This is a genomic window from Antrihabitans cavernicola, from assembly GCF_008297975.1.
Classification (GTDB): Bacteria; Actinomycetota; Actinomycetes; order Mycobacteriales; family Mycobacteriaceae; genus Antrihabitans; species Antrihabitans cavernicola.
Genome location: NZ_VLNY01000009.1, coordinates 79,178 through 95,989, shown reverse-complemented (window position 1 = coordinate 95,989; position 16,812 = coordinate 79,178). Strand labels below are relative to the sequence as shown.

The window sequence follows — 16,812 nt, the reverse complement described above, 5'->3', positions numbered from 1 at the left end:
ATCGTTCCTCCCACTCCCGTTCTCATCCGCCCACCCCTGATCGCGGGTGGGCGGCGTCGAATCGGGGTGGGACGACGCTACTTCCAGTACGCCTGTGCCTTGATGTTGTGCTTTTCCAGATTGTGTTGCGTCTTCAAGGTTTTCGTGATCGAACGGGTGGTCGCGCCGTCGCACGCAACCCAGGCAAACGCGTCCGGCTTGCACTCCAGCTGCTCGGCTTGCTGTCGCAGCAATTGGCCGAATTGCACGCGTTCCAACCATGTCACGTCCGCACTCGAGCCGTTGCGCACGGGGAGTGACTTGTCCGACTCGAACTGCCATTCCAGCCACACTCGGGCGGGGACGTCGCCGATCGCGTCGAGCAGTGAATTGATCGCGGGGAGCGAAGCGGTGTCGCCGAAGATCAGGTACTCGGACGGAACCTTTTCGGGGACTGCGAATTTCGAGCCCAACACCGTTGCTTCGAGTACATCGCCGATTACCGCGCTCTGCGCCCACTGCGATGCCGGACCGCCGTGCAGCGCGAATTCGATATCGAACGTTCCCTCGGCGGGATTCGGGTCCACCAAGGTATAACCGCGCTGCTGTTCCTTACCTGCGGCGTCGGCGAACCAGATTCGGATCCACTGGGTGGGATGCACGGGATGGTCCGCGAGCAATCCGCCGGACGCGAAGCCGATGCGAACGTACTTGTCGGTGATCATGCTGACCGACGTGACGGTGAGTCGGTAGTCGTCGGCACGCATTGCTTTCAGCACGAGACCGTTGATGCCTTTGCCCATGGAGATAGGTTAGCCAAAGGTAACTCGCTTCGGTGCGGTAGGGTGAGCTTTCAAGTTAGGCAAGGCTTGCCTTTTGGGATGCGTAGCCGGGTACCGGCTGGTGAGGAGTTCCATGCTCGACAGGGCTGAGCTGCGGAAAGTGGTCGCGACGGAGATCGAACTCGCGCCCGAGGCCGTTGGCTACGACGACGACCTGGTGAGCCTTGGTATGCATTCCATGAAGTTGATGCGGCTCGCAGCGACATGGCGCAAGCAGGGATACGACGTGCGAAGCTCGGCGCTGGCACTCGAACCGACCGTCGACGCATGGGCGAAATTGCTGGCGGCCGGCCGCGTGGAGACCGAGTCGGTGGCGGTCGATAGTGCGCCGACGGACGCATCTGCCGAGTTCGATCTCGCCACCATGCAGCACGCTTACTGGGTCGGTCGCAGGCAGGATCAGAGCCTCGGCGGTGTCGCGGCGCACCTCTTCGTCGAGTTCGACGGCACCGGGTTGCAGGTCGACCGGATGCAGCGCGCGGTCACCCGATTGGTTCGGCGCCACGAGATGCTTCGCGCGCAATTCCTGGACAGCGGAACCCAGCGGATCCTGCCGGAGCCCGCCGTTCCCGTTTTCGACGCCATCGACTTGACCGCGTCCGATTCCGTTGCGCCAGAGCTGGAACGGATTCGGCAGGACAAGAGTCACCAACGCATGGATGTGTCGGCGGGCAAGGTTGTCGACATCACCGTGACCCTGCTGCCCGACGGTAGGCATCGGCTGCACCTCGACGTCGACATGCTTGCCGCGGACGCGCAGAGCTACCGTCGCATCCTCGACGATCTTGCAGCACTGTACGAGTCCGACGACGACGCGCTCGATCCCATCGGCTTCACCTTCCGCGACTACCTGGTAGAAAAGAAGCGATCGGCACCTGACAACTCTGCCGACCAGACCTGGTGGGACAACAAGATCGGCGCGCTCCCTGACATCCCGTCGTTGCCGGTGGTCCCGGAGAGCGACCGCCGCGATCCGTCGCGCAGCATCCGATTGCACCACCGTTTCGATTCCGCAGCGAGAGCGCAGCTGGCCAAGGCTGCGCACGGAAACGGGGTCACCCCTGCTGTCGCACTGGCCACTGTGTTCGGCGAGGTGATCGCTCGTTGGTCAGCGCAGCAGCGATTCTTGCTGAACGTCCCGCTGTTCGCGCGTGAACCGCTGCATGGTGACATCGATCAGGTGGTCGGCGACTTCACCAACTCCGTTCTCGTCGACGTCGATGCGCGCGAGACCGAATCGACGGTTACCCGTGCCAAACGGTTGCAGCGCGAATTGCACACCTGCGCTGCGCATTCCAACTACGAGGGTCTGGATGTATTGCGAGACCTCGGTCGACTGCGCGGCGGCGCCGTCACACCGTCCGTGGTGTTCACTTCCGGTCTCGACCTCGGCGAACTGTTCTCCGACCGCGTCACACAGGTTTTCGGCGAGCCCGTCTGGATTCTGTCGCAGGGCCCGCAGGTGGATCTTGACGCGCAAGTGGTCGAACTCGACGGCGGCCTACTGGTCAACTGGGATGTACGACGCGACGCGCTGCCCGCAGGCGTCGCCGAGGCGATGTTCGACGAGTTCACCCGCCTGCTCGATGCATTGGTGGAGCCTGGCGCCGACTGGACCGCAGACCTGTCTGTTCCGTTGCCACTCGCGCAAAGACAAGCGCGTGCGAACGTCAACGACACTGCAGCAGAACTGAAGGAACGCACACTGCACGACGCGTTCTTCGCTCTGGCCCAACAGAATCCTGATCTGCCGGCCCTGCTGTGGCGTGCTGGGGGAGGCTCGACGTACGGCGAATTGTCCGCGCAGGCTCGCGCCGTTGCGCAGTCGCTGATCGACTCCGGCGTCCAGTCGGGCGATACCGTTGCAATCGTTGTTCCGAAGGGGCGTCGACAAATTCCGGCGGTGCTCGGCGTTCTCGCCGCCGGTGCGACGTACCTGCCGATCAGCACCGATCAACCCCCAACTCGCCGCAACAAGATACTCGAGCGTGGCGGCGTCCGCGTCGCCCTAGTCGACGACGCAACCGAACTACCGGACGACGTGACACCAGTGCGCCTCACCGAGGCACTGACCGCCAACCCGGTCGACCGAGTGCGCAACGCAACGCCCGAATCCATTGCCTACGTGCTGTTCACATCAGGATCCACCGGCGAGCCCAAGGGTGTCGAGGTCAGCCATCGCGCTGCAGCGAACACCGTCGACGGAATCGATACCGAGTTCGGTATCGGCGCCGACGACCGGTTGATCGGTTTGTCTGCACTCGAATTCGATCTGTCGGTGTTCGACATCTTCAGCCCCTTGTCGGTCGGTGGCGCGCTGGTTTGTGTCGATGCGGAGATCGAGCGTGACGCGATGGCCTGGGCAGAGTTGATCGCGGATGCGAAGGTGAGCGTCGTCAACTCTGCGCCCGGTCTGATCGGCATGCTGCTCGACACTGCGACTCCAAAGCAGATCGCCTCGGTGCGGCTGGTGCTTACCGGTGGCGACCGTGTGAAAACCGAACTGGGACAACGGCTGCGCGCTGCGGTGCCGGGTTCGCGATTCGTCGGACTCGGTGGAACGACGGAGACCGCGATTCACTCGACGGTGTGCGAACTGACCGACGAGTTCCCCGCAGAGTGGTCGAGCGTTCCCTACGGCACACCGCTACCGAACGTGGCGATGCGCGTGGTCAACAGCCGCGGCGAGGATGCGCCGGATTGGGTGGTCGGCGAGCTGTGGATCGGCGGCGCCAGCGTCGCCGACGGCTACCGCGGCGATCCGGAGCGAACCCTCGACAGGTTCGTCGAACGCGACGGAATTCGGTGGTACCGCACGGGCGATCTCGCTCGCTACCTGCCTGGCGGCATCGTCGATTTCCTCGGCCGCGCCGACCATCAGGTGAAGATTCGTGGCTACCGTGTCGAATTGGGAGAGGTGGAAGCGGCTTTGACCGCACTGCCGGGTGTCCGTGAATCCGTAGCGCTCGTCACCGAGTCGGGCCGATTGGCCGCCGCCGTGACAGGCTCGGTTCAGATCGATCGGATCGACGACCGACTCCGTGATGTGCTGCCCGCCCACATGATTCCCGACGTTGTCGAAATACTCGACACCATCCCGTTGACCGGCAACGGCAAGTTGGACCGTGCAGCTGTGTGCCGCACGATCGGTTCCGGCGGCGTCGGGCCTCGCGATGCCTACGTTCCCCCTGCCACTGCTGCGGAGGCAGCGGTCGAATACATTGCGGCGCAGGTGCTCGGTGTAGCCGAAGTCGGTGCGGAGTCGATAGGTGTGGAGACGGATTTCTTCGATGCCGGCGGCAATTCCATCCTGGCCACCACCCTTACCGCGAAGATTCGTGGCTTACTCGCGGTCGAATCGTTGGGCGTGACAGCGGTTCTCGAAGGTCGTACGGTACGTCGAATCACCGCCGGCCTGCTCGATGCGGAGACGACGCCCGGTCGGCTGGAACAGGTGTCGCGAATCCTGCTCGATCTCGCGGATGTCGCCGTCCCGCACGAGATGGCCGCGGCGCAGTAGATGAAGTCGCTCGAAGACCTGCAAGAGGCAATGCTGGCCAGGCTGGAATTGGAAGGCTTGGCCGCCGCCCCAGCCGTCCCTGCCAGACGCGATCCGGAACGGGCACCGCTGTCGTTCGGTCAGCGTTACGTCTGGGCGCACCAGCAGATCTCGCCGAACAGCTCGGCCTACAACCTGTGTCTGGCTCTGACGTTTGACGGTGATGTCGACAGTTCCGCACTGCGCCAAGCGTTTCTGGCGCTGGTGCAGCGGCACGAAGTGCTCCGGACCACCTATCACAGCGACGACAACGGCGATCCATACCAGCGGATCCACGATTGTCTGCCGCCGCGCTCGAGCGAGGTCGACGGCCCAGACGACCTCACTGCTTTGATGCACGCAGCCGCCCGCGAACCGTTCGATCTGAGTACCGAGTCGTCGTTGCGGGTGATTTTCGCGCGAGTCGACCAGCGCCGGCTGGTCGCCATCGTCACGATCCAGCACATCGCGTGGGACGGTATGACGCTGCCTGCGCTGTCGACGGACCTGGAGGGCTTCTATCGGTCCGCGAAGGCGGCGGGCGGCACCATCGCGGTGGAGCCGCTACGACTGCAGGTCGCCGACTTCGCCGAGTGGGAGCAGGACCGCTTTCGGTCCGACGACCATTCCGACGATCGTGGCTTCTGGGAGGCCAGGTTCGACGGTGAGCTTGCCGAGTTGGCGCTGCCGTACGACCGCAGGCCCGCAACGGTTTCCGAGCGTGGTGCCCGTTCGGATCGACCTCTCGGTGCCGCTGCGGACGCGAACCTGCGCAACCTGAGTGCGTCGTTGCGTGTCACACCGTTCTCGGTGTTCCTCGCCGCGTACTACGTTGCGCTGCGGCAGATCACCGGTCAGAGCGACGTGATCGTCGGGACGACCGTGGCCAACCGCGAAGAAGCGGGAATGGAACTGCTGATCGGCAATCTCAGCAACATGCTGCCGTTGCGGTTCACCGCGGACGGCGGCGACACCTTCGCCGAGTTGATCGAGTATGTGCAGACTGTCACCACAGATGCGTTTCGGCACAAGCACTTCCCGCAGGAGGAGGTGGTCCGGGCGGTCAACCGGGTCACCGGGCACGTCGGGTCTGCGCTGTTCGACACCATGGTGCTGTTCCTGCATCAGAAGATCGACGGCCCGCAGCTGCCGGGTGCCGTAACCAGCTGGGAGCTCGTGGACAACGGTGCAGCCTTGTTGCCTGTCGTCGTCGAGGTGTTCATGCACGACGACTGCGTCGACGTGCAGATCACCTACCGCACCGACCTTTTCGAGTCGACCACCATCGATCGTCTACACGAGTACATCGATCAGGTCCTTGCTGCTGCCACGTCCGATCGGACGCTGAATGACCTTGCGGTGCTGTCCGAATCCGATCGGGCGAACGTGAGCATGTGGTCGCGCGGAACCGAGGTGGCGATCATGCCCGACACCGTCGACGCAATGATTCGGGAGTCGGCGCAGACCTATCCCGATCGGATCGCCGTCGTATTCGGCGAGACCGAGCTGACCTACGCTGATTTCGATGCGCGGGTGAACAAGCTTGCTCGACTGCTCATCGCGCGCGGAACCCGTACCGGCGACCACGTGGGCGTGTTCGCCGAACGCAGCGATCAGCTGCCGATTGCCTTCGCTGCGGTGTTGCGCGCAGGCGGCGTCTACCTGCCGATCGATCCGAGCTACCCGGCGGACCGAATCGACTACGTGCTCGACGACGCGCGACCAGCGTTGGTGCTGCAATCGGCATCGACCGTCCTGAATACCGATCTCCCCACGATCGACCTCGGCGACCGCGCGGTCCGCGACGAACTGGACACTCTGGACTCGGCGCAATTGCGACCCGACGAGCTGACCAGGGCTATCCATCCACTCGACGCCGCTTACCTGCTCTACACCTCGGGAACGACTGGACGCCCCAAAGGTGTTGTCAACAAGCACCGCTCGGTCGCCAGCCATGTGCAATGGATGCGCGATCACCTGGAGTTCGGATCCGAACGCATCCTGCAGAAGGCGCCGATCGGCTTCGATGTATCCGTGTTCGAGATGGTGAACGCACTGTGCACCGGCTCGGCATCCGTGTTGCCACCGCCGGACTGGTGGGCGGCGGACGTACACGCGCTGGCCGACATCATCGAGACGCAGCGCGTCACCCAGCTCTCGTTGGTGCCCAGCGTTCTTCGCGCGTTCCTCGATGCCGTACCCGACACCGACCGCCTGATTTCGATGCGCTTCCTCTACCTTGGCGGCGAGGCGGTGCCGCCTGCATTGGTCGAGGAATCGACGAGGGCTTTCGGCTGCACCGTGCTGGGTCTGTACGGACCGACGGAAGCCGCGATGGACCTGATGCACGAGGACTTCGTCGGAGCACCGGATCAGGGCCCTGCGCTGATCGGTAACCCCGAATCGAACACGACGGTCCACGTTCTGGATGGGCAGCTGCGAGAGGTCGCGCCCGGAATCGTGGGCGAGCTGTATCTCGCTGGGGCACAACTCGCTCAGGGCTATCACCGCAGGCCAGGGCTGACCGCGAGCACCTTCGTCGCGTGCCCGTTTGCCGATCGGCTCGGCGATCTGATGTACCGCACCGGCGACATCGCGCGGTGGAATACGGGTGGGCGGATGGAGTACCTCGGGCGGGTCGACGATCAGGTCAAGATCCGCGGCCATCGCATCGAGCTGGGTGAGGTGGCATCGGTGCTGCGTCAGGCACCGGGTGTCCTGTCGGCGGCTGCCGTAGCACTGTCTCGCACCGGCGGGCCGGTGTTGGTTGGGTACTACGTCAGCTCCGATGGCGACGCCGATTCGATCCGAAAGTATCTGGCGGAGCGCCTGCCCGACTACATGATTCCGTCGGCGCTGGTGCGTCTCGACTCGCTACCGCTGACCGCGAACGGGAAGCTCGACAGAAAGGCACTGCCCGCGCCCGATCTCGGCGAGAACACCGGACGCGGACGACCGTTGCAGGGGATCGACGAGCAGACGGTCGCTGCTGTGGTACGGCAGGTGCTCGGGATCGCAGATACGGTCGATTTGGCCGCCGACGACGATTTCCTTGCTCTCGGTGGCGATTCCATCAGCGCGATTCGGATGGCATCGACGTTGAAGAAGAGTGGGTTGGCGATCACCACAAGCGCACTGTTCGACGCGCGCACCATCGCAGCGATAGCGGCCGCGACCGAACCGATCGTCGACTCCGGCGGACCTGCATTGATCGACGCCGGGGATGGTGACGGGTGGATTCCGTTGAATCCCATCGCAACGATGCTCACCGACAGCATCGCCGACTACGCGGGATACAGCCAGGCGACGGCGGTGGTGACGCCCTCGGAATGCACTGCGGACCGCCTGACAGCGCTGCTGCGCGGGGTTGTCGACCGACATCCGATGCTGCGCTCACGCATTGCAACCGATCCCGCCGGCGATACCGCCTATTACGTGCCTGCCGCGGACGAGCCGATCGAGTACCCCGGGGTTCTTGACGTGGTGATCGACACCGACTCGTGGGCGGACTCCGCGCCGATTCGCCTGCAGGAGCAGTTGCACGAGATCGGTGCCACGCTCGACCCGCACTCCGGCCGAATGCTCGGTGCCACATGGGTTCACACGAGCGACGGTTCGCACGGGCGCCTGTTGCTTGTCATCCATCATCTGGTTGTCGACGGTGTGTCCTGGCGCATCATCCACGACGATCTGCAGCAACTGTGGCTCGACAAGACAGTCGACGCCGACACCGGCACCTCGGTGAAAACGTGGAACACCAACCTCGCCCAGCTGGCGACCGACGACGCTGTCGTCGACACGCTTCCGTACTGGCGTGGTGTTGCGCAGAGCGTCGATCCGCTGCTCGGCGATCGGGCTTTCGACCCGATGACGGATACCGTTGCCACGCTGCACGAGGTCACGACCGAGTTGGACGCCGACGCCACCGGGTTCTTGACGACCACTGGAGCTCAGGCGTTCGGTTGCGACTTCCTCGACATCCAGGTTGCGGCACTCGCCGTGGCAGTCCGCGGGTTTAGGCAAGCGAAGAACCGCGACGCGGCTACGGTGTCGTTGACCATGGAGCGCCACGGTAGGAACGAAACTATCTTCGCGGGAGTGGATCTCGCGAATGCCGTCGGCTGGTTCACGTCGGCCTATCCCGTCGCACTCGACGCCGGTGTCGACGTCGTTGCTGCGGTCAAGGCAGTCAAGGAACAACTGCGTGCGGTGCCCGAATCCGGGATCGGCTTCGGGCTGCTCCGGTGGCTCAATGCCGAGACCGCTCCCGTCCTCGGAGCGAGCCCGGCGCCGCAGGTCAGCTTCAACTACATGGGTAGGTTCAGCGCCGAAGCGGCGGAACGGGATTGGGGACCGGCGGTCGAGTTCGGTTACCTGGGCGGGCATGCCGACGAATCGATGCCTGCGGCAGCGTTGCTCGACATCAACACGGTGACACTGGTGGACGACGACAAGTCGGGGTTGCGGGCGTCCTTCCGTTTTCCCGCCGGACCGCTCGACGAAAGCGACGTCCGCCAGATAGCAGACCGGTGGACCCACGCGTTGCGCGAGCTGGTGACGGCGTTGCGGGACAACCCAGGTCGGTTCCTGACGCCGAGCGACGTCCTCGCCCGTGATGTGACGCAGGCCGATCTGGATCGCTGGCAGGCGTCGTACGGAAGCGTTGCCGATGTGTATCCCCTCGCGCCGCTGCAGGCGGGGCTGTATCTCACGGCCATGAGCAATCCGGGCGCCGATGCCTACACGGTGCAAACGACCATCGGTATGCGTGGTGAGCTGGACGTTGCGCGGCTTGCGCACTCGGTCGACACCGTGCTGAACAGGTATCCGAATCTTCGAGTCGCCATGTCGGTGTCGTCCGCGGGCCAGCCGTATGCGATCGTCGCCGATCGAATGGCGTTCGAAACCAAGGAAATCGACTTCTCCGCTCATGCCGACGCGCAGGACCGGCTGCTGGCATTCCTCGACACCGATCAGGCTGGGCGGTTCGATCTGTCGCGCGGCCCGTTGATGCGTGCCACCGTCGTTCATCTTCCGGCGGGCGAACACATGCTGGTGCTGACGTCGCATCACATCCTCACCGACGGCTGGTCGGGGCAGTTGCTGCCACGGGAGATCTTCGCGGACTACACAAGTCGGGGGAGTGCGGCCGCGCTCGGCAACCCGGATACCTTCGCTCGGTTCCTTTCGATGACCGAGGAGCGGGAACGCGCCACCGAAGACGCGTGGAGCGGTTACCTGGATCAGGTGCAACCCTGCATCGTGGCGCCGAACCGCGAGCCCGGCAGCTCGGGAGTTCCTGCCATGCATAGATTTCCGATCGACGCATGGGTTGCAGACACGCTGCACCAACTCGCGTCAGATGTCGGAACCACGTTCAGTGTCGTATGCCAGCTGGCGTGGGCGAACGTGCTGCGCAGCGTGACAGGGAATTCGTCCGCAGTGTTCGGCGAGGTGGTCTCCGGTCGTCCAGCCGATCTGGACGACGTCGACAACGCCATCGGCTGTTTCGTCAACACCATTCCGGTCGCCATCGCCGTGGAATCCGACATGTCGTGGCGTGCTCACCTGACGGCGGTGCAGCGGCGTCGTATGGAGCTGTTGGAGTTTCACCAGTACCGACTGACGTCGGCCAATCGCGCGGCAGGCGCTCGCACACTGTTCGACAGCATGTTCGTGTTTCAGTCCTACCCGTCCGGGCGCGACGAACTGGAACGCCTACTGAGTGTCGAGCGCCTGGATCTGGTGTCCTTCGAAGGCCGCGGTGCTACGGACAACGCGTTGCTGCTCATGGTCTTTCCCGCTGATCTGCTGTTTCCCGGTGAGCCGCTACAGGCGGTGGTCTTCTACGCCGAGGACTCGTTCGAGCCGGACGACGCGCGGATCATCGAGACCGCGTACTCGAACACGTTGCGTGCCATGGCCGAATACCCGGACCGAGCGGCCGGCGATGTGTCGACGCTCGATGACGACGACGAAGCCGCATTGGTCATGCGGCGTATGTGGCAGTGAGAAGTTGAAGGAGAGAAGACAATGGCTAGCACTCCGGGCTGGATCAGAAAGTTTCACAAGACGCGGGCGACGGACAATCCGCCGCTGCTGATCTGCCCGCATGCGGGTGGCGGCGCATCGACTTACCGGCCGTTCTCCAAGGCTCTGAGTGAGAACTTCGATGTGAGCCTGTTCCAGTACCCGGGCCGCCAGGATCGGGCGCAGGAGCCTGCCAAGGCGTCCCTCCCCGAGCTCGCGGGCGGAGCATTCGACGAGTTCGCGCGCTCGCCGCTGAACACCGGTGCGCCCATCACCATCTTCGGCCACAGCATGGGAGCGATCGTGGCGTTCGAGATCGCGAGACGGGCGGAAGCCGCCGGCGCAGCGGTGCGGCTGCTCGCGGTCTCCGGCGCGGTGGCCCCGAGTGCGGTGGAGCAGATGCCGCCGCATCCCACCGAAGACGAGCAGCTGCTCGATCACGTGTCCGGACTCGACGGCACCGGCAGCGATGTGCTGGGCAACCGAGAACTGATGCGAATGGCGTTGCCCGCCTTGAAATCCGACTATGCCGCATTCGACGCGTACTCGTGCGCCGACGACGTCGTTGTCGATGCAGCGGTACACGCATTGGGCGGCAGCGACGACGACTTCGTGACCATGGGCCATCTGTACGGGTGGCAGCAGCACACCGCGCAAGAGCTGGAGGTCACGATGTTCGACGGCGGCCACTTCTATCTGCACGATCATGTTGCGGGAATCGCAGACGTACTCGTTGGCGAATCGGCACGGCAGCCGGTGACCCGATGACCTCGTTGGTGGACATCGATCACATCGTCATCGCAGGTATGGCGGTCGAGGCCCCCGGCGGTGTCGAAACGCTGTCTCAGTATTGGTCCGCGCTGGCGGAATCGAAGGACCTCACCGGGCCGTTCCCGCGCGATCGCGACTGGCCGATCGATCAGCTGCTGTCGCTTTCCGATCTGGAGGGCTGGGGGCGGGTCTGCGATTCGGGCGGGTTTCTCGATGGTGCAACGGAATTCGACCCTGCCTTCTTCGGGATATCACCGCGGGAAGCGGTTGCAATGGATCCGCAGCAGCGCGTGATTCTGCGTGTCGCCTGGCGCGCGTTGGAGAACGCGGGAATCGATCCGGCGACGCTCGACGGTGCCGACGTCGGTTGCTACATGGGTGTATCCGTCACCGAGTACGGTCCACCCGCCGCGGCCGTCACCGAGCACAGCGGATACCGGGCGACCGGAACGGCTCTCGGCGCGGCCGCGGGTCGGATCTCCAATTGTCTTGGCCTGGTGGGTCCTTCGATCAGTGTGGACACGGCGTGTGCGTCGTCGTTGTCTGCCCTGCATCTGGCGGCGAATGCCGTGCGCGATGGTGAATGCGAGTGGGCGCTCGCAGGTGCGGTCTGTGTGATGGGATCGCCCGCAGCTTTCTTCGAGTTCTCCAAGAACAATGCGTTGTCGACGGACGGCCACTGCAGGCCCTACTCCGAGGATGCATCGGGGACCCTGTGGGGCGAAGGCGCTGGTGTTGTGGTCGTCGAGTCGGAATTGCGAGCCAGGCAGCTCGGGCATCGTATCTACGGGCGGGTGCTCGCGACTCGCATCAATCACAACGGCAAAGGTGCTGCGATCGCTGTACCGAGTGCCGATGCCCAGGAACAACTGATTCGTAAGACGGTGCGCGCAGCGGGTATTGCAGCGTCGGACGTGGCCATGATCGAGGGCCACGGTACCGGTACAGCCGTCGGTGACCCGTTGGAACTCGGCGCGCTGCAACGGGTGTACGGCACCGCGGGGGCTCCGGTGCTCGGCTCGGTGAAGTCGAATCTTGGCCATTCGCAGGCAGCGTCCGGGATGTTGGGGTTGATCAAATTGCTGCTCAGTGGCTTTCACGGCCAGATCGCGCCCACCCGCTTCGCCGACAATCCGTCGCGCAGCGTCGACTGGGAGGGTTCCGGCCTGCGTCTGGCCGAGACGCTGCAGGACTGGGAGCCCGTCGACGGCGTTCGGTATGGCGCAGTCTCGTCGTTCGGGGTCGCAGGAACCAACGCGCACACCATCGTTGCCATGCCCGTGATGGAGGAAGCCCGTGGCTGACTATCGACTTCCCGACGGCACCGTTCCGGTGCTGCTGAGCTCGGACTCAGCGGAGTTGCTGCGTCGCGAGGCGGCAGCCATCCTCTCCTATGTCGAGGACCGGCCGAACGTCACGCCGAACGCCGTGTCCGACGCGCTCTTTCGCACGCGCACCGCCCGGCGCTACCGCGCACTGGCGATGGTCACCGACCGCGACCGATTGATCGACGCACTACGCGCTGTCGCGGACGGCACCGAACACGTGGATGTGGTCGTGAGCGCCGGGGCGGCCACCTCCCGACGTATCGGCTATGTCTTTCCCGGCCAGGGCAGTCAGTACCCAGGGATGGGCACCCTCTATTACCGGCTCTCGCCCGCGTTCAAGACTGCCGTAGACGAATGCGAAGCCATCTTCCAAGAGCTGTACAGCATTTCGCCGCTCGCGTACCTGCTCGGCGACGGTGAATTCGGTGACGATGTGACCGTGGTGCAGCCCGCGCTTTTCATGCAGATGATCGGGCTTGCCGCGATGTGGCGCGACGTCGGCGTCGCACCGGCTGCCGCGGTCGGACACAGTCAAGGCGAGATCGCCGCGGCATGTATCGCCGAGATGCAGACGTTGGCCGACGGCGTGCGTGTGGTAACGCTGCGGGCGAAACTGGTGGACACTCTCGAGGTACACGGTTACTCGATGGCCGTACTGGGAGTCGATCGCGACGAATGCGAGGACCTGCTCGCGCGCAATTCGGGCTGGGCGGAACTGTCGGTGATCAACTCTGCCCACGTGCTCGCCATCTCGGGAGAACGACCGACCGTGCTGGAGATGGTGGCCGAACTCACCGCAAAGGGAAAGTTCGCCAAAGAGATTCGTGTCGCCTATCCCGCGCATACGTCGATCGTCAGCAAGTTCCGTGCCGAGATGGGTGCCGAACTGCTTGGCAAGCTGGACAACCCGGAATTCGCGGAACCGCAGATTCCATGCATCGGCGCCACCCTCGGTGGCCCGATCACCGCAGATCTGCCTGTCGGCGAGTACTGGTACTGGAACCTGCGAAACAAGGTGCGCTTCGATCGCGCGATCACCGACGCTGCTGCGCACGGTGTGGACACCTACGTGGAGATCGCAGACCATCCTGCGCTCCTGCTCTCCATCCAGGAGAATCTGTCCACGGTGCCGGAGCCGCGCGCATTCCAGGTGATCGGGACGTCGCGACGCAAAGCCGAGACGTTGCGCGAATTCACCCGCAACGTCGCGGCGGTTGCTGTCAACGATGCAGGGTATCGGTGGGATGCATTGCGCAAGAGCGGAGACGACACACCGCGCCCGCCGTTGTTCGACTTCCCCAACACCTCGATGGCGGCGAAGAAGCTGTGGGCGCGTTTCGACTACGCCGTCGAACCGAGCCCGGTGCGCGAGGTCCAGACGCACCCGCCGCAGCAGTTGGTCGAATCGTGGGTACGCCTCGAGCGTCGGAAGCTGGTGCGACCACGTTCCATCGCAATCGTCGATCACACCGGCCGATGCGATGGTTTCGCGGCGGACGTGATCGCAGCGGCGCCACGACAGGGTGCGACTGCTGCCTTTTCGGATGTCGGTGCCGACACCGCCGTCATTCTCCTTCCACCAGGTGCCGGTGAAATCGGTGGCGCGGTGGATGAGTTTGCCGGGTTCGTCGGCGAGCAGACTTGGTTGCCGTCGTTCGACGGTGGCATCGAGGAAGTTTGGCTCGTCACCGTCGGTGGCGAAGCGGTGCTGCCCGGCGATTCGCTCGCACCTTTCCATGCGGCCGCGGCGTCGGGTTTCCGCTGCCTCGCATCCGAGCATGTCGGCGTTGCCTTCCGCCATCTCGATCTTGCTGCGGGTGAGGAACTCTCGGGTAAAACACTGCTGGCCGCTATTCACACGGCGAGCGAACCCGAACTGGCTGTCCGGGACGGCGGCATCTACGCGAAGCGGCTGGTCGTCGAAGATGCGACGCACGACGATCCGCTCGATGTTGCAGCGTTACGTGAAGTGGTGATCGTGGGCGGTACGGGCAAGCTCGGACTCGAGTTCTGCGAGCAGTTCGCTCTGCGCGGTGCCGGTCGAATCACGTTGCTCAGCAGGTCGGGAGGCTCGGCAGCCGCTCTGGAACAGGTGACTCGAAGTCGGAGTCTGGGTGACACCGAGGTGGTGGTGCGTGTCTGCGACGTCGGAGACGAAGGCGCTGTTCGTGCACTAGCCGCCGAGTATGCGGTCACACCTGCCGACCTGATCGTCCATGCGGCCGTCGACTACGACGCCGCCGCGTCGGGTGACGTGCGGGCTGCCGCCGCAGCGAAGGTGATCGGTATCGATACTGTGCTGCAACACTTTCCGACCTCGGACGATGTCAAGGTTGTCTTGTGCTCGTCGCTGTCTGCCACGCTCGGCGGGCGCGGACACCTGGTGTATGCGGGAGTCAATCGATTGCTCGATGCCCTTGCCTACGAGTACCGCGGCCGGGGCATCGATTGTGTGTCGGTGCAGTGGGGGCTGTGGCGAGAGACAGGCTCGAGCAATGCCGATGCCGAATCACGTATCAGCGGTGCGGGTTTGCTCCCGATTGCTCCCGCGGATGCTGTTGCCGCGGGTATCACTGCGCGTGCAGGCAACTCGATTGTCGCGGCAGCGAACTGGAGCCGCATTCGGGAGATCTTCGCCGTCTACGGCTTCGGCCCGACGTTCTCGGAACTCGACGATCAGGGAGCGGCACCGGCCGAGGTCGTTGCGCCGCAGCCTGATCCGGAACCGACCGTGCCCGGTCCAGTGGACACCGCCGAGCGAGTGCGGTTCGCGCTGCGCACGGTGATGGGGATGGACACCGCCGAGGCGATCGACGGCTCCGTGCCGTTGGTCGCCCTCGGATTGGATTCCTTGCAGGCCTTGGATCTTCGTAAGCGGATCGAGTCCGAGCTGAAGCGCGATCTACCGGTCACCGCGATTCTCGGCGGTGCCTCGTTGGACGAAGTGGTGTCTCTGATCGGCTGAAGCCGCCGACGCCGCTCTCAGTCGGGGTGAACGCAGCACGCGGTCGGATAGCAGCCCCAGGCTGCTTAGATTTGGGAAACCAGGTCCCTGCGCGACTCCCGCGAGGTTCGGTAGGAAGAGTTTGGGTGTCAGACCTTGCACGGCGAGGTCGTAGCCGATCGACGATTCGATCTGCTCCTGGCTGGTCGGCCAGCCGACCGCAAGCTCCAGTGCATCGACGGCGTCGGGTGTCAGGAGGTCGAGAAACCACAGCGGCTGACCGCCTGTCGCGTCGACGACCAGATCGAAGGCGTGGGTCTGCTCGAGCTGCGAGTCGTTGTGCAGCGTCAGTTCCACCAAGTCGCCCCTGGAATGTGCGCCGGTGACTCGACCTTGCAGGTGATAGATGCGGTCGTCGCCGAGCAGCGAATCGAGCACGCGAATCGAGAAGACGCCGCGATCGGTGCGGCGAATGACGTCGCGTCGTTGATCCACGCTCAACGCGCTCCATTTGGCGGGATCGCTGAACATCGCGTTCTCGAAATAGCTTTCGCCGCGGCTGTAGAGCGTCGCGGTAGGGGAGATCACCGAAATGGTCATGGCGTCGTGGCGTGCCAGCTCGTTCAACGCCGAGCCGGCGGTCTCACCGCCGCCGATTACCGCTGCCTGCAGTGCGGTAGGGAGTTCGCGTCGACCGGCCAGGTCCCAGAACTCGGCGATGCTCAGTATTCGCGGATGCCTGCTCAGGGCGGAACCGCTTGCGCCGGGGCCGGTGATCATCAGCCCATCCGCGTCGAGTTGTGTCGTGGTGCCGTCGGCGCTTTCCACCGTCACGTCCCAGCGGTCGCCGTCGAGTGTCGCTGCCGTCGCTGTGCCGATGACGAGATCCAGTTCGATCTTGTGGGCAACCCATTGCAGATAGCCGGCCCAGCGGTGGTGCTGCGGGTTGGGTCGGCCTCGGTCGATCCACTCCGCGTAGTTGCCGTGCTCGATCAGGAACGAGATCCAACTGAACCCGAGCATCTTCTCGTTGATCCGATGGTTGTGCCCGCGGACCACGCTCGATCGGTACGGAAATCCGATGTCCTTCTCGGGGCTGGTGCCGAGCCGATGGCTACCGTCGGTCCAACCGCCGATGCCCAGCCAGTTCGCGCCGACGGCGTGAGACTCGACGACTACTACGCGCGGCGCGTCCAGGCCGAGTTCTCGCATGACGGCGGCCTTCGCTGCGACCGCGAGCGCTTTCGGTCCGCCGCCGACGACCAGGAGTGTGTCCACCGGGCCCCATTTCGGTTCTGCTTGCCAGATTGGTTAGGCTCACCTTATCTGGTTCTTCTTCGTGCGGTGCGCGAGGGCAAGATTTGGTGTCGACCTGGGGTT

General features: G+C 64.3%; 7 protein-coding genes. 5 read left to right on the top strand and 2 right to left on the bottom strand.

Features of this window, described 5'->3' with window-relative positions; translation table 11 throughout:
• Positions 1–77: 77 nt before the first annotated feature.
• A complete protein-coding gene (locus tag FOY51_RS18545; protein WP_149431749.1) occupies positions 78–782 on the bottom strand; it encodes a siderophore-interacting protein in 705 nt (234 codons plus the stop codon).
• 112 nt (positions 783–894) lie between these two features.
• On the opposite strand from FOY51_RS18545, the gene FOY51_RS18540 reads away from it, so the two are divergent.
• From FOY51_RS18540 to nbtC, 5 genes are read left to right on the top strand one after another with little or no spacing between them, the layout of a single operon-like run.
• On the top strand, positions 895–4,341 hold the full coding sequence (locus tag FOY51_RS18540) for a non-ribosomal peptide synthetase (RefSeq protein ID WP_149431748.1): 3,447 nt from the start codon (positions 895–897) through the stop codon (positions 4,339–4,341).
• A complete protein-coding gene (locus FOY51_RS18535; RefSeq protein ID WP_149431747.1) occupies positions 4,342–10,371 on the top strand; it encodes a non-ribosomal peptide synthetase in 6,030 nt (2,009 codons plus the stop codon).
• A gap of 21 nt (positions 10,372–10,392) precedes the next feature.
• Positions 10,393–11,157, top strand: a complete 765-nt coding sequence (locus tag FOY51_RS18530; protein ID WP_149431746.1) for a thioesterase II family protein — start codon at positions 10,393–10,395, stop codon at positions 11,155–11,157.
• Entirely contained in the window at positions 11,154–12,464 is a 1,311-nt protein-coding gene (locus tag FOY51_RS18525; RefSeq protein WP_149431745.1) for a beta-ketoacyl [acyl carrier protein] synthase domain-containing protein, read from the top strand. Before FOY51_RS18530 ends, FOY51_RS18525 begins: the two co-directional genes overlap by 4 nt.
• Positions 12,457–15,453, top strand: coding sequence for a nocobactin polyketide synthase NbtC (gene nbtC / locus FOY51_RS18520; protein WP_149431744.1), 2,997 nt, complete (start codon positions 12,457–12,459; stop codon positions 15,451–15,453). Before FOY51_RS18525 ends, nbtC begins: the two co-directional genes overlap by 8 nt.
• Here the strand turns inward: nbtC and FOY51_RS18515 are convergent.
• Positions 15,391–16,710: a SidA/IucD/PvdA family monooxygenase gene (locus tag FOY51_RS18515; RefSeq protein WP_235916477.1), complete on the bottom strand. Its 1,320-nt coding sequence runs from the start codon at positions 16,708–16,710 to the stop codon at positions 15,391–15,393. The two genes, nbtC and FOY51_RS18515, sit on opposite strands and share 63 nt — an antisense overlap.
• Between the last annotated feature and the right edge of the window lie 102 nt (positions 16,711–16,812).

Coding starts and splice junctions, on each gene's coding strand:
- FOY51_RS18545 (WP_149431749.1), bottom strand. CDS start 782: ATGGGCAAAGGCATCAACGGTCTCGTGCTGAAAGCAATGCGTGCCGAC.
- FOY51_RS18540 (WP_149431748.1), top strand. CDS start 895: ATGCTCGACAGGGCTGAGCTGCGGAAAGTGGTCGCGACGGAGATCGAA.
- FOY51_RS18535 (WP_149431747.1), top strand. CDS start 4,342: ATGAAGTCGCTCGAAGACCTGCAAGAGGCAATGCTGGCCAGGCTGGAA.
- FOY51_RS18530 (WP_149431746.1), top strand. CDS start 10,393: ATGGCTAGCACTCCGGGCTGGATCAGAAAGTTTCACAAGACGCGGGCG.
- FOY51_RS18525 (WP_149431745.1), top strand. CDS start 11,154: ATGACCTCGTTGGTGGACATCGATCACATCGTCATCGCAGGTATGGCG.